Source organism: Methylobacterium fujisawaense, from assembly GCF_039619325.1.
GTDB lineage: Bacteria > Pseudomonadota > Alphaproteobacteria > Rhizobiales > Beijerinckiaceae > Methylobacterium > Methylobacterium fujisawaense.
Window position 1 is genome coordinate 3762535 of record NZ_CP155000.1, and the last position, 14261, is coordinate 3776795.

The 14261-nt window shown below is 70.2% G+C and carries 14 protein-coding genes; 10 read left to right on the forward strand and 4 right to left on the reverse strand.

All coding sequences use genetic code 11. The annotated features are described in order from the left end of the window. Positions 1-30: 30 nt before the first annotated feature. Positions 31-867: an outer membrane protein gene (locus tag ABC766_RS17810; RefSeq protein ID WP_083683604.1), complete on the reverse strand. Its 837-nt coding sequence runs from the start codon at positions 865-867 to the stop codon at positions 31-33. A gap of 428 nt (positions 868-1295) precedes the next feature. On the opposite strand from ABC766_RS17810, the gene ABC766_RS17815 reads away from it, so the two are divergent. The 6 genes from ABC766_RS17815 to ABC766_RS17840 all read left to right on the forward strand — a co-directional run bounded on the left by ABC766_RS17815 (position 1296) and on the right by ABC766_RS17840 (position 4814). After that, entirely contained in the window at positions 1296-1790 is a 495-nt protein-coding gene (locus ABC766_RS17815) for a GAF domain-containing protein (protein WP_345819154.1), read from the forward strand. A 104-nt stretch (positions 1791-1894) separates the two neighbouring features. Then, entirely contained in the window at positions 1895-2044 is a 150-nt protein-coding gene (locus ABC766_RS17820; protein ID WP_164706361.1) for a hypothetical protein, read from the forward strand. A gap of 132 nt (positions 2045-2176) precedes the next feature. Next, a complete protein-coding gene (locus ABC766_RS17825; RefSeq protein WP_342142140.1) occupies positions 2177-2782 on the forward strand; it encodes a PAS domain-containing protein in 606 nt (201 codons plus the stop codon). A gap of 617 nt (positions 2783-3399) precedes the next feature. Beyond that, entirely contained in the window at positions 3400-3858 is a 459-nt protein-coding gene (locus ABC766_RS17830) for a MucR family transcriptional regulator (protein WP_345819155.1), read from the forward strand. A gap of 306 nt (positions 3859-4164) precedes the next feature. Next, the gene (locus ABC766_RS17835) at positions 4165-4506 is read left to right on the forward strand and encodes a DUF6894 family protein (RefSeq protein ID WP_244538979.1); all 342 of its coding nucleotides are present in this window, start codon (positions 4165-4167) and stop codon (positions 4504-4506) included. Between the two features lie 29 nt (positions 4507-4535). Further along, positions 4536-4814 carry a hypothetical protein gene (locus ABC766_RS17840; RefSeq protein WP_043348032.1) on the forward strand — a complete coding sequence of 93 codons (279 nt, stop codon included), beginning with the start codon at positions 4536-4538 and terminating at the stop codon, positions 4812-4814. Positions 4815-4823: 9 nt separating this feature from the next. On the opposite strand, the gene ABC766_RS17845 is transcribed toward ABC766_RS17840, so the two are convergent. Continuing rightward, complete coding sequence (locus ABC766_RS17845; protein WP_257787387.1) at positions 4824-4952, reverse strand: hypothetical protein; 129 nt, start codon at positions 4950-4952, stop codon at positions 4824-4826. Positions 4953-5158: 206 nt separating this feature from the next. Here ABC766_RS17845 and ABC766_RS17850 point away from each other — a divergent pair, with 206 nt between their 5' ends. From ABC766_RS17850 to ABC766_RS17860, 3 genes are all read left to right on the forward strand, one after another. Beyond that, entirely contained in the window at positions 5159-5728 is a 570-nt protein-coding gene (locus ABC766_RS17850; RefSeq protein ID WP_342142139.1) for a DUF3016 domain-containing protein, read from the forward strand. 332 nt (positions 5729-6060) lie between these two features. Next, on the forward strand, positions 6061-7551 hold the full coding sequence (locus tag ABC766_RS17855; RefSeq protein WP_342142138.1) for a sensor histidine kinase: 1491 nt from the start codon (positions 6061-6063) through the stop codon (positions 7549-7551). Further along, positions 7548-7913 carry a hypothetical protein gene (locus ABC766_RS17860; RefSeq protein WP_075380990.1) on the forward strand — a complete coding sequence of 122 codons (366 nt, stop codon included), beginning with the start codon at positions 7548-7550 and terminating at the stop codon, positions 7911-7913. Before ABC766_RS17855 ends, ABC766_RS17860 begins: the two co-directional genes overlap by 4 nt. A 189-nt stretch (positions 7914-8102) precedes the next feature. Here ABC766_RS17860 and ABC766_RS17865 read toward each other — a convergent pair whose 3' ends face one another. Together ABC766_RS17865 and ABC766_RS17870 are read right to left on the reverse strand one after the other, a co-directional pair. Next, complete coding sequence (locus ABC766_RS17865) at positions 8103-8300, reverse strand: hypothetical protein (protein ID WP_342142137.1); 198 nt, start codon at positions 8298-8300, stop codon at positions 8103-8105. Between the two features lie 46 nt (positions 8301-8346). Next, entirely contained in the window at positions 8347-12825 is a 4479-nt protein-coding gene (locus tag ABC766_RS17870; RefSeq protein ID WP_345819156.1) for a S8 family serine peptidase, read from the reverse strand. Positions 12826-13237: 412 nt separating this feature from the next. Here ABC766_RS17870 and ABC766_RS17875 point away from each other — a divergent pair, with 412 nt between their 5' ends. Then, the gene (locus tag ABC766_RS17875) at positions 13238-14260 is read left to right on the forward strand and encodes a helix-turn-helix domain-containing protein (RefSeq protein WP_236952740.1); all 1023 of its coding nucleotides are present in this window, start codon (positions 13238-13240) and stop codon (positions 14258-14260) included. Position 14261: the final 1 nt, after the last annotated feature.

The window sequence follows — 14261 nt, forward strand, 5'->3', positions numbered from 1 at the left end:
CGGTCGGGATCCGACCGCCGCGGCGCGGTCTTAGTAGGAGCCGAACTTGTAGTTCAGGCCGGCGCGGACGACGGCGAACTCGTCGGAACGGCGGCCGATGCCGCTGTAGACGACGGGGAAGTTGTTGGCGGCGTTGATGACGAACGCACCCTGGTTGCGGGTGTTGCGGTCGAGGTTGACGTACAGGCCTTCGACCTTGAGCGTCACGGCCGAGGAGCGGAAGAAGTTCAGGAAGGAGTCGGTGGGGAGCGCGTACTCGACGCCGCCGCCGACGGCCCAGCCGGTGCGGAAGCTGTCGTTGCCGGCATAGCCGCCGAAGGAGCGGTCGGCGCTGCCGGAGCCGTAGGCGAAGCCGCCGGTGCCGTACACGAGGGTGCGGTCGAAGGCGTAGCCGAGGCGGCCGCGGACGGTGCCGAAGAAGTCGAGGCTGGAGAGGCCGCGCGGGTCGGTGACGTAGTAGCCGGGGGCCAGCGCGCCGGCGACGAAGGCGTTGTTCCGGTTACGGCCGAAGTCGAGGTACTGGGCATCGGCCTCGATACCGAACACGACGCCGGAGCCGGGGGTCAGCTGCCAGTTGTAGCCGATCTGGCCACCGCCGGAGAAGCCGTCCTGGCTGCGGTTGCGGAAGGAGGCGACGGTGCCGGGGGCGGCGTAGGGGAACGGCACGGCGAAGGTGTTGCCGGTGTTGCGGTCGCTGGCGTCGAAGGCGTAGCCGGCGTTGATACCGAAATAGGCGCCGGTCCAGGTGAAGACCGGGACGGGGGTGAAGACCGGCGGCGGGGCGGCGCGGCGCGGCAGGTCGGCAGCCGAGGCGGCACCGGTCAGGAGGGCCGTGGCGGCGCTCGCGAGAAGAAGCTTCTTGATCATCTGGTCCTCTGTCTCCCGTTAGGCGGGATGTGTGCGGGGCGGACAGGACGTCAGGATGTGCGGACGCGATAGTGCATTGTTGCAACAGCGTCGGCGGGGGTCCGGAGGCGGTGGACCGGAAGGTGCGCTGGAGCACATCGTCTCGGCGTCGTGATCGAAGGATCGGGAACTATTTCGTGACATCTGCCGCGTCGCCCCGCCGCGATGACCAATATGTCGGGCGCCGCCCGCTCATCTCTCCGCGTCTCGCCACGCGCGGGCGATCCGATCGCGCCGAACCGCTTCGGCGAAACGCTTGATCCAAGTTGTTGTCCGCGCCGTCGCGCGCAGTGAGGCTTCAATCGAAGAAGACGCCCGAGGCGACCCCGAGGCGACGTCGCGGAGGGCGCTTCATGGATCGATCGGCCTGCTTCCACGACGCGTCCCAGATGGCTGAACGTCCCCTGGATGCCGACGCCGGTCTGGTTCGGGCCTCGTGCCGGCTGGCGACCGCCCGCTTCCTCGAGGACATCGTGACGATCCTGCGGGAGACGGCCCGGGAGATCGCCGGCTCCGATGGGATTGCCGTGGTGCTGCGCGAGGGCGACGCCTCATTCTACGCCGCCGAGGACGCCATCGAGCCGTTGTGGCGCGGCCGCCGGTTTCCGTTGATGGACTGCGTTTCGGGACGGGCCATGCTCGATGGCGCGACCATCGTCGTGCCGGACATCGAGTGCGATCCCCGGGTGCCGATCGCGGTCTACCGACTGACCTCGATGCGCAGTCTCGTGGTGGTTCCGATCGGCTCCCCCGAACCGGTCGCCGCCCTCAGCGCCTATTGGTGCGCCTCCGTCATCCCCGACGACGGGACCGTTCGCCGGCTCGAGGGTCTGGCCCGGCACGCGGCGGCGGCCTTGGATCGGATCCGTCCGAGCGGGCCGTGACGGTCGGTGCCGGCCGTTCGGATCCTGCGGCCCGGCGGGATCGATCGGTCGCTCAGGCCGTTCCCCGCCTTCATCGCCCTGCACGGAAGTCCCAGACCCTCCTCATGAAGCGCCTCACCCTCATCGGCATCTTCGTCGCTCTGCTGCTCGCCATTGTGGCGATCGCGGCCACGTGGTCGACGGTCACGCCCGTCAATCCGGCCGTCGCGCCGGATACGTCGTCGACACCCAACCCCACCGCCCAGCGGAAATGATGCGGCATGACGGGCCGCCCGGCGTGCCGATCCTGATCGACCGGACCCGCTGATGAAATCTCCGTCGAGATTCTGGCAAAGCGGCACATTTCTATGCCAGATCATCCCGGTTGTGCGGCCAGGATTCGCGTCATGAGTGAGATTTCGAGGACGCCGATCGACGCGACCGACGGATTCAATACGCCGTCCGACCGGTTGCAGGCCGCCCTCGATGCATCCGGCGTGGTCGGCGCCTGGGACTGGGACATCCGCCGCGGCACCATAGTCTATGATGCCGGCGCGGCCTGGCTGCTCACCGGCGATCCGGCCCTCGCCGGTACGGAGATCAGCGGCGCCGACGCGCTGGCCGCCGTCCATCCGGACGACCGTGCGTGGCTGCTGGACCAGGTCCAGCGGGCCGTGCGGTCGGGTGGTCTGGTGCTGGCCGAGTACCGCGTCGTGCAGGGCGGAGCCGAGCACTGGCTGATCAGCCGCGGACGGACCGTCCCGGATTCCGCGGGGCGTCCGGTCCGGGCGCGTGGCATCATCATCGACATCACGGAACTCCGGGAAGGCGGCGGCCGCTACGTCTTCACCAGCGCGGCGGCGCCGGACGACCCCTTGAGCCGTGCGGCCGATCTGGCCATCGCGCTGAGGCAGACGCTCGGCGAGGATGCGGCGGCGGAACTCCGCCTCGCGGCCGACGGATTGTTGATGAGCCTCGGCCGCGCCCTGGCCTGGACGATGGGTCGACGCTGAGCGGGATCCGGGTGAACTCCGACCGGACCGCCCACGCGATCCTCCGGGAGGGTCCGCCGGGCTGGCCGGGAGGAACGCAAGGCACAGGATCTCGAGGCCGCCCGCGAAGCGTTCGGAACGCGTGCGCCGGACCGTTCGGCCGGCCCGGCGAAAGCGTCCGATCCTGCGGCCCTGCGGATCCCGGGCCCGACGAAGCTCCCGAAAGCGGCGGCCAGGACACCCGGCCGCCCGAGCCGCCGCGCGGCATGCCAACCTGGGGCGCCTGACGGCGATCGCCGGCACGGTCCGGGGCCGTCGCGCCGGGCCACCGCCGACCGTCGCGTCGGCGACGCGCCTGTTCGCGATGCCATTGCCGGTTCCGGCAAGCGGGCGGCTGCGCCGCACGGGTGCCGAATCTGGCCGCCACCCGGGTATCCATGATCCGGGACGATCTTCGGTGGCACGAGACGGGTCGTCACGCGATCCCGGTGACCGACGCGGCGCCATCGCCTCTCGGAGGCCGTAGGGCACGAGAAAATCGGGATCTATTCGATGAGTCTTCGTTCGATTTTTACCTTGTTTAAACCCTTGTTGAGCCCAAACGATCTGAACGTAAACCGCTATTTGGAAATCTGCACATGAACGAGACCTTCGATGAAGCCTCCAACACCTTGGCCGTTATAACGGCCGAGCTTGTTGCGGCCTACGTGTCGAACAATCCGGTTCCGGCCTCGGAGTTGCCGGCCCTGATCGCGCGGGTGCATGGCGCGGTCAGTGGGCTCGTCGCCGGGACCCTGACGCCGGAATCCGGGGCGGCGCCCCAGGCCGAGATCGAGAAGCCGGGCGCGGCCCAGGTCCGCAAGTCGGTCCGGCAGGACGGGATCGTCAGCTTCATCGACGGCAAGATATACAAGACGCTGAAGCGCCACTTGGCCAGCCACGGCTTCGATCCGCGCAGCTACCGGGACCGCTACGGCCTTCCGGCCGACTACCCGATGGTCGCCCCGGGCTATGCCGAGCAGCGCTCCGCCCTCGCCAAGGCGATCGGCCTGGGCCAGCCCGGCGCCATGGCCCGTCGCGGCGGCGCGAAGCGCTGATCCCCCGCGGGCGTGACGCCGCCCGGACGGCGCCGCGTCCCGTTCCCCCCGACGGAGCCGGGATCGTCAATCGTCCGTCACGGCGACGGATCGGCCGGGGGCAGCCGCGGGGATATCGTCCGCCTCCGTCCGGCCACGGCCATAGCCCCGGACAATCAGCCGGCTGCCGGTCGACGCGCTGCGCCGTCGCCCTTGGCCGCCGGGTGATCGGCAAAGGCGATCGCCTCGGCTTCCCTGAGACGAATCTCCGCAGGTCTCGTCTCGGGACCAGGGTGTATCGCGCTTCGAATCTGTATAGAACAGAGCATGAACAGAGCGCTTCGGATCGGCAGTTTCAACCGCCGACGCGTCCTGTCTCGGATCGCCGTGGAGCCCTGTGGATTGATCGAGAGAGCCTCAAGGCCGACGCGGCTGTACCGTTTCCACTGTACGGACGGCCACGAGCTGGTGACCGACCTGTGCGGCAGCCGGTTGCCCGACGGGGCGCCGATGCGGGCCCATGCCGAGCGCGTCGCCCTGGCTCTGATGGAGCGGGTCGTGGAGCGGTTCGATTGGTCGGGCTGGCAGGTCGAGGTCTACGACGCCAAGGGGCGGCGCGTCTGGATCCGGGCCTTTCCCGACGTGAACGTCGACACGCGGGCCGCCTGAGGCGGGCGGCCGCCGAGAAGGAGAAGCAGATGGCCTACAAGCCGAAATCCGCCGCGGAGACCAAGGCGCGGGATCTGGGGCTCGCCCTGGCCCGGATTGCCGAAGGGGCGGGCCTGCCGGCGAGCATCGGGGTCGATCAGGTGCGGCGCGCGAGTCCGCGGCTGACCCCCCTGGCGGTCGGCCAGATGGTGCGCAAGGAGCGGGACACCGTGGAGGCGACCCTGGCCGAGCGCGGACTGGCGCTCGTCGATTATTCCGATCAGGGGCCGGGTCGCGGGATGGAATTCTGCATCGACACGGCCACCTGAGCGGCTCGATCAGGCGGTCGCCGGGCGGCTGCGCAGGAGACGGCCCAGGAGGCGGAACGGCAGCAGCGGCAGCTTGATCAGCGCCGTGACCACCAAAACCGCCACGACGGTAAGAAGCGCCAGAACAGAGTTCATCATGCGCGTCGGACTCCCATGACCGGCTCGCCCCTCGGGCCGGGAGTGGTACGAGGCGCCCGGAACACGGCGAGACTATGAACGGGTCAGGGCCATTCGGTCGCAGCCGGCCGTCGGGGATGAGCGTGGGCTCTGTGGCTCCGCTCGGGTGGTCCCACCCCGCAGGCCCACGCCGCGCCGTCGGGAAGCGGTTCGGGGAGGAGTTCGACATGCGCAGGCGTCTCGCCGGCTGCTGGGCCGGGTTCGCGGTCACGGTTCTGCTGCCCCTGGCCGGACCAGCCGCCGCCCAAGTCCAGGCTCAGGTCGTCCAGGCTCAGGTCGCAGAGGCTCCGATCGTCCAGGCACAGGTCCATGTGCGCTATGCCGATCCGGATCGGTTCACCGATGCCGAGAACCGGTTCGGCTCCGGGCAGCCGCTCCGGGTCACCCTCGCCGAGCTGACCCGGATCTTCCGGGATCTCGGCACGGCGCGGCTCCGCCCGGATGAGCGCCTCGACATCATCGTCCTCGATGTCGATCTCGCCGGCTTCGAGCGCCCCGGCTTCGCGACGCCGACGGGCCTGCGGGTCGTGACGGATGCGACGCCGCCACGGATCCGCCTCGCCTATGTCCTGCACCGCGGCGGTCGAATCGTCGCGCAGGGCGAGGACACGGTGACGGATATCAACTTCCTGCTGACGTCTAACCCGCGTTTCTCCACCGGCAGCCTGTATTACGAGCGCCAGCTCCTGCGCGACTGGTTCGCCCGGCGCTTTCCGGAGCCGGCGGGCCGCCGCTAGGGCACGTCACCGGCGGTTCGTCCCTGCATTCGTCCTGTCGGATCCGACAGGGCCGCGGGCATCCGCCGTGGCGCTCGTGGAGCGCGCTGTGGCGTGGTGGCGTGAAGACCGATGCGATGTCGCGACATCCGGCTTTCCGGACCCGTCGGATGGTCGCAAGACCCGGAGCCGATGGCCGCTTCGACGATGAGGGCGCCCCTATCAAGCCCCGGGGCTGTGTAGTACCTGGTCGTGATCTGCACGACGGGCCGCCCCCGGGCCGGTCGCGGAACGATCCCCGCTCCAGTCCCGCGGCGCTCGCCCGGGCTCGAGCCTCTTCAGTCGGTCACCGCATGAGCGAGGCCTGCATCTTCTCGGCCGGTTGCAGCGAACTCGCGGACCTGGTCCGGACCTATGATTGGACGCAGACGCCGCTGGGGCCCCTGGCGGATTGGCCCCAGAGCCTGATCTTCACGGTCAGCACCCTGCTGCAATCGCCGGTGCCGATCGTGCTGCTGTGGGGCGAGGACGGCATCATGATCTACAACGATGCCTATTCCGTCTTCGCGGGGGCGCGCCATCCCAAGCTGCTCGGCTCCAAGGTGCGCGAGGGCTGGCCCGAGATCGTCGATTTCAACGACAACGTGATGCGTGTCGGACTGGCTGGCGGGACGCTTTCCTACAAGGACCAGGAACTGACCCTGCACCGCTACGGCCAGCCCGAGCCGGTCTGGATGAACCTCGACTACTCGCCGGTCTTCGGCGCGGATGGTCGGCCCGCCGGGGTCATCGCCATCGTGGTCGAAAGCACCGAGCGGGTGTTGGCCGAGCGCCGCCTCCGGGAGAGCGAGGAGCTGTTCCGCACCCTCGCCCAGGGCATCCCGCAGCTCGTCTGGCGCGCCGCGATCGACGGTGCCTGCATCTGGTCCAGCCCGCAATGGCACGCCTATACGGGTCAGACCGAGGCGACGAGCCGGGGCTGGGGCTGGCTGGACGCGGTCCATGCGGACGATTACGCGGCAGCCGAGACCGCTTGGCGTGAGGCTCCGGTGAGCGGCCACCTCTCCTTCGAGCACCGGCTCCGCAACGCGGCCGAGCAGCGCTTCTGCTGGTTCCAGACCCGGGCCGCCCCGGTCCGCGACGCGCAGGGCCGGATCGTCGAGTGGCTCGGAACCTCGACCGACATCGACGATCTGCGCCAGTTTCAGGAGCGGCAGCAGGTCATGGTCGCCGAGCTGCAGCACCGGACCCGGAACCTGCTCGGCGTCGTGCGCTCCATCGCCCAGCAGACGATGGCTCAGACCGGGCCCGGCGAGACGTTCCGGGAGCGCTTCAACGACCGCCTGTCCGCCCTCTCCCGGGTCCAGGGCCTCCTCTCCCGCTCGGATCAGGAGCCGATCACGCTCCGCGCCCTGATCGAGACGGAACTCGCCGCCCTCGACGCTCCGGCCATGCAGGCGCGCATCCGGCTCCACGGCCCCGTGGTGCGGTTGCGCAAGGCGACGGTGCAGACCTTCGCGCTGGCCCTGCACGAACTCGCCACCAACGCGCTGAAATACGGCGCGCTCACCAGCGAGGAGGGGCGCCTGACGGTGACGTGGCGGACCTACCGGGCGGACGATGGCGGCGGCCGGCTGCTGGTGGAATGGGTGGAGGACGGTCTCGTCCGTCGACCGGATTCGGCGGACGCGCCGCCGCGGGGCGGATACGGGCGGGAACTGATCGAGCACGCCCTCCCCTATGCCCTCAAGGCGACCACCAGCTACGAACTCGGCGACACCGCGCTCTATTGCGCGATCAACATTCCCCTCCCCGACGGAGAAGCCGCAGGCAGCCCCGCATGACCCCGACTCCACGCACGCTGGCCGGCAGGCGGGTCCTGCTGGTCGAGGATGACTACTTCATCGCCATCGATCTCAAGTCCGGCTTCGAGGCGGGCGGTGCCGAGGTGCTGGGACCGGTGCCCAGTGTCGGCGAGGCGCTGGCGCTGATCGCCCGCACGGCCGCGATCGACGCCGCGGTGCTCGACATCAACCTGCAGGACGAGCTCGTCTATCCCGTCGCCGACGCGCTGTACGCGCGGGGTGTGCCGTTCCTGTTCGCGACCGGCTACGATCCGGTCGCGGTGCCGTCCCTCCACGGAGCCGTGGCCCTCTGCCAGAAACCTCTCGACCCGCAGATCGTGGCGCGCGCGCTGTTCGGCTGAAGCACCGGGTCCCGCGCCCGCGCCGGACGCGGTTGTCGGGGCTTCGGCCAATCGGGCGGGTGTTTCCCGTGAAACATCTCCGCCTGCGCGCCGCTCTGCATCGGAGCGCCGTTACTGTCCCACCGACACGAGACGGGCTTCGGACGGAGCGGCCATGCATCGGCGGGGATGGTGGGGCCGCCGTGCGGCTCATCGATCCCCGAAGGCGCGCACGAGGGCCCCGGCGGCCAGCCACAATCCTCTCAGGAGCCATCCGACCAGCCGAACCGCCTGGACCAGCAGCTCGATCCCTTCGAGCAGATCGACCAGCCGCCGCAACCGGCCGGGCCGGTGCGATGCCGGCTTGGCCTCGATCGACGGATCGCCCGATTCTCTGCGGTCCTGCATGCCTCCCTCCGGAGCACGGCGCCGGCCTGCGTGCGGTCGGCGTGCCTCACCATGCGGCCTGGAGGCCTGCGGCGAAGACCTGGGCGGTGGCGCCCGGACGCACGTCACCGGTGTAGCCCAGGGTCAACCGCACGCCGTCCGCCACCGGCCCGGTCAGGCTCACCCCCAGGACCGCTCCGTCCCGGCCGAGGGCGCTGGTGCGGGCGGCAAACTGCGCCCCGAACAGGCCGGAGCGGACCACCGCGTAAGTGTCGGCCAGCTCGTGCGCCCAATAGGCCCGACCCTCCAGCCGCAGGTCCGGCACGCCCGCGAAGGCCACGCTCGCCACGCGGCCGCCCACGAGGCTGCGCGCCGCGTCGAGATCGGCCACCGCGAATCCCTGGCCGCCCAACCCTTGGCCCCCGAACCCCTGGCCGCCCAGGCCGCCCCGCTCGGCCACCCGGCCGCGCGTCAGCCGGTCGTAGCTGAACCCCACCTCCGGCACGACCTCGACCGGCAGATCCACGGCCAGCGCGTACCCGGCAAAGCCCGCCACCCCGCCGTTCCAGCCCGAGGCCAGACCGCTCGCCTGCGACACCGCCGTGCCCAAGGCCACCGTCCGGTCGATCCGCCCGTCCGCGTACGACACCCCCGCCGTCCCGCGCAGCACCACCGGCCCCAGACGCGTCTGCGCGTACAGGCTGCCGCCGTAGCTGTCCGTGGTGAACCGGCCGAGCCCCGCCCCCCGCGACGTGCCGGTCTCGCGCAGGTAGCTGAACGCCCCGCCCACCTGCGTCTCCGCCCCGACCTGCCGGTCGACGCCCACGAGCAGGCCGCCCGCGCCGTAACCGGCGCCCGAGGCCGCCCGATCGCCGGCCCGGTCGCCGAACCCGTACAGCGCGTCCGCCCAGACCCGGCCCTCGCCCACCGCCAGCGGCTGGTCCGGCACCCCGGCGGCGCCGCGCACCTGCAGCGCCGTGCGGTTCGGGCCCAGGCCCGGATCGCCCGCGCCGAACGCCGCCGTCCCGCCGCCCAGCCCGCGCTGGTGCCGGTCGATCGCGTCGGCGATCAGCCGGCGCGCGGAGAGATCGGTCATCACCGCGTCGCCGTAGCTCTGGCCCGACAGGCTGGCCAGGCCGCCCGGCAGGGTGGCCGGGCTGGCCGCGTAGAGCGGATCGTAGACCCGCGCCCGGGCCGCGTCCGGCCGGGTGCCGGCGGCCGGGCGGGCGACGTCCAGCGCCGCGCCCACGGCCTGGGCGTTGCCGGTTTGGGAGAGGCCCAGCCCGGCGAGGTTGCCGTAGGCCGCCGGCGTGACCACGAGGTCGAGGCCGGTGGCGGCGTAGAGGGCGTCGAAGCGCGTGCCGGCCGGAAGCCCCGTCGTCGGCTGGGCGAGGCCGGTGAACGAGCCCGACAGCCCCCCTTGAGCGGTGAGGACGCCGAAGCGCTGGCCGAGGGCCGGGGTGAAGGCGTTGGTGGCGTTGCCGGTGAGGCCGCGCAGCTCCGGCACGAGGGTGCCCCCCGCCGACACCGTGCCGGTGGCCCCCAGCGCCAGGAGCCGGGCGTAGCTGCCGGCACCCGTGCCGGTGCCGGGTCCGTCGATGTCGAGGCCGAGACGGCTGCCGGGGGCGAAGGCCACCGGGCCGAGCACCGTGAGGGTGCCGGGGGAGTTGCCCGGCCGCAGGGCGCCGGCCACCGTGACCGGGGCGGCGATCGTGCCGATGCCGCGCAGGGTGCCGGCGGCGGCCACCGTCACGGGCGAGGCCCAGAGGCCGTTGAGCGCGAGCGTGCCGGCCTGGATCGTGGTCGGGCCGGAGAAGCGGCCGGTGCCGGTGAGCGTGAGCGTGCCCGTGCCGGCCTGGGTCAGGCTGGTGGGGCTGGCGGTCTCCAGGATGGCGCCGGCATAGGTGGTGGAGGCCAGGCCGGCGACCGTGAGGGCGCCGTTGCCCAGGACGGCGGAGGCGGGGCCGGACAGGCTCGCCACCGTGAGGGCGCCACTGCCGAGGTCGAGGGCGCCGGCATTGGTCAGGGTGGTGAGGCCGGCCAGCGGCCCGGTGACCTGGATCAGCCCGGTGTTGGTCAGCGCGCCGTTGAGCTGCCCGGACAGGCGGGCAAGGCCGGTATTGGTCAGGTCGGTGGTGAGGGTGCCGTCGCTGGCGACGAGGCCGGCATTGCCGAAGCCGGCCGGCGCGGTGAGGCTGGCGGTCTGGGCGAGGACGACGATGCCGGCATTGGCGAGCGGCCCGGCGAGGCTGTAGCGGCCGCCTGCGGTGACGGCGAGGGTCGCGCCGGCGGCGTTGGCGAGGGTGCCGTCGCTGGCGACGTTGCCGGAGACGGCGAGCAGCCCGGCGTTGTTCGCGATGGCGCCGTCGATGCGGCCGGCGCTGGCCAGCACGGTGCCGGTGTTGGTCAGGCCGCCCGCGATGGTGCCGCTGCTGGCGAGGCTGCCGGTGTTGGCCACGCCGCCCGCGATGGCGCCGGTGTTGAGGGCTGTGCCGGTGTTGGTCAGGCCGCCCGCGAGGGCGCCGCTGTTGGCCAGGCTGCCGGTGTTGGCCACCCCGCCGGTGATCGTGCCGGTGTTGAGGGCCAGCCCGGCATTGGCGAGGCCGCCCGCGATGGTGCCGCTGTTGCCCAGGACGCCGAGATTGCCGACGCCGCCGGAGACCAGACCGGCATTGAGGAGGCTCGCCGCGGGGCCGATGCGGACCGGTGCGGCGAGGCTGCCGGTGGCGGTCAGGGTCAGGGTGCCGGCGCCGACCAGGGCGCCGCCGGTGACGGTGTTGGCGGCCGACAGGATGGCGGTGCCGGGTCCGGTCTTGACGAGCACGCCCGGCTGGCTGCCGTCGGCGATCGGACCCGCGAAGGTGGACGTGCCGCCGTCGATCTGCAGGGTGCCGGGGCCGGAGAGGGTGAGCGGGCGGGCGGTGGCGAATCCGTCGGCCAGGACCTCGAGGGTGCCGCCGCCGAGGGTCAGGCCGGTGCCGGCGGCGCCGAGGTTGGCGTCGCGAGAGACGGCGAGGGTGCCGCCGTAGACGGCGGTGCCGCCGGCATAGCTGTTGGTGCCGGCGAGTTCGAGGGTGCCGAGCCCGGTCTTGATCAGGCCGCCGACGCCCGAGATGTCGTTGGCGAAGCGGCCGTAATAGGCTTGGCCGTTATAGGTGGTGTTGACCGTCCAGGTCGAGGTGAACTGGCCCGGACCGTCGATCGCCTTGCCGAGGTTGAGCAGGCCCCAGCCGAAGGTGGCGTTCGGGGCGTTGGCCGGTCCGTCGCCGAGGTGGGTGGCGGTGGTGAACATCGTCTGGGCGATCTGCGGCGCCGTCAGGAACGGGAACGCCTGCATCAGCACGGCTGCGGCACCGGAGACATGCGGCGCTGCCATCGATGTACCATTTTTTAACCCGTATCCGCCGCCTGGAACGGTCGAGTAGATACCCACGCCGGGGGCGGCTATACACCAAGCTGCTGTCACGCCGCATAGATTGCTGAAAGATCCGATTTGATTGTTTTTGTCAGTTGCGACGACTGAAACGATGTAGCCTGACAAGTCTGAAAAATCGACCTTCGACTGATCGATCGGCCGATTTTGACCATCATTGAGCTGATAGACGCCGATGTTTGCGTTGCTTGGATGTATGAAAGGATAGAACGCAACGCCGGTCGGATTGACGGCGACTTTTTCCTGATCTTCACGCTCATTGCCAGCCGCAAAGACTAGCAGCATACCTTTGTCTGCGGCACGTTTGAGGGCGCTGTACTCCGCCAGTGCGTCGCCGTATTCGTATGATTGTATTTTCAGCTGAACGTAATAAGGATTAGATATTACATTGCCGTTATCATCGAGAATGAGCTTGGTCGGCAAGGAGGGGCCATAGCTGCCATTGAGAACTCGCGCCCCATTGGCTGCCGCGAAATCAACCGCGGCATTGGCATCGGTCGAGATTTCGTTGAGGCCCAATCTCTGCTTGATAAAATTGGCCTCGGCCGGGCCCATAATCGCATTCAGTGAGAGCAGCGTGCTTTCAAAAGCGACGCCCATCATCTCGCCGCCGGCTGCAGATGCCCCGATCGTTCCTGAAACGTGCGTCCCATGACTGTTGAGGTCGACGAGAAGAGTGCTGCGGATCGCTCCAGGGGGATCGGTGAGCCAAAAGTTCCGAGAGGCAGACGATATCCGCCCAGCAAATTTCGGGTGATTGGGGTCGATGCCGCTATCGACAACTGCCACCGAGACGCCGAGCCCCGTATAGCCATGCGCGTAAGCCGTCGCGGCATTGATCGCGGCGAGCCCCCAATCACCTTGGTAAGCCGACCAGTTCGAGAAATCAGCCGCTGTCAGTCCGAAAGTCGAGGGCGAGCGCGCCGGCACGGTCTGCGCCGCCACAGGTCCCAGAGCCAGCGCGAGCGTGGCGAGCGAGCTGCCGACCAGCAATCCCATCCGGACGGGGCCGCACCGTCGCGTTCCGGCGCCCGTGCTCCTGCTCGGATCACAGGATCCGGTCGCATGCTCGACGTCGCTATACTGTTGGACCATCGGACTGACCCCCGTCATGCCTGTCACAGACTTTGCGCGGGGGTTAGAAAATGCGGCTTTAACGAACTATCACATTGCAGCCACACTCTGCGCCGCGCGCAACATTCTGAAACGGGGATCCCCCTTTCTGAGACGGAAGGAACCATCCCACCGGCGCGCAGGTCAGAATCCTCCGATGCTGGGCCCGCTGCGGCCCGGTCGGGCGACACCTGCGTCGAATCGCACGCCGCAGCGACAAACGACAGTGTACAGCTGCTCGGGTCGGCGGGAGATAGGAGGACTGTCCGGATGGACGCGGCTAACGTGCGGGACGACCCGACCGCGTTGCCACGCGTCACCTTGGGGCAGGCCCTCGTTCTTCATCGGTCGCGCTAACAGCAGGTGTCAGGCTCCACGTATGTCTTCCGAGGATAGAAACCGGGACCCGGACGTGGCACCCGCCGGCGGCGACGCCCCGGGCGGCGAGGTCGCCTGCCTGCGGTTCGAGCCGCCCGGTGATCCGGAGGCGCTCGGCCGGGCCTGGCAGGACCATCTCGCGCCCATCTTCGACGTGAGCTTCCGCCCGGAGACCGATCTCACCATCCCGATCGCGATGCGCAGCTACCATCTCGGCGACCTGCTGGTCGGCGACGTGGTGGCGCCGGCGCACACCCTCGTGCGGACGCGGGAGATGATCGGCCAGCAGGGCCTCGATCACATCCTGCTGCAGTTCTACCGCCGGGGGCAGAGCCGCGTGGAGACCGATCACGGCACCGGCCCGGTGAACGAGGTCCAGTGCATCGTCTTCGATCTCGCCCAGCCCGTGCGCATCGTCGCGGGCGCGGTCGACGCCACCAACGTCGTGATCCCCCGCGCGCTTCTGGAGAAGCAGGGCTGCCACCCGGACGCCCTGCACGGCCGCCCCCTCGACCATGACGGCGACCCGTTCGGGCGGCTGGTCCACAATTTCGTCGCCAACGTCGTCGCCTGCGGCGACCTCCTCGACCGGCGCGAGGCCCTGGCGGCCTCGACGGCGATCACCCAGCTCTGCGCCAGCTGGCTGCGCGGCCAGGAGGAGGGGCGCCCGTCCCAGAACCAGGACGTCCGGATCCGCGTCCGCCGCCTCGTCGAGGCGGAACTCGGCAACCCGAAGCTGACGCCCGCCCTGGTCGCGGCGCGGCTCGGCCTGTCGCGCTCGACCCTGTACCGCCTGTTCGCCCCCAACGGCATCGTGGCGTATATCCGCGACCGGCGCCTGATGGCGGCGATGCGGATGCTCGTGCGCGACGATGCGTCCAAGCCCCTGCGCATCTCGCAGGTCGCCTTCGCGGTCGGCTTCTCGGACGAGCGGACCTTCCGGCGGGCGTTCAAGCGCCGGTTCGGCTTCATCCCCAGCGATGCGTCCCAGCGCCTGGACGCCCACCCCGACCCCGCGCCCGGGGCCGTCCTGCGCAACTGGATCGAGAGCCTCTGAC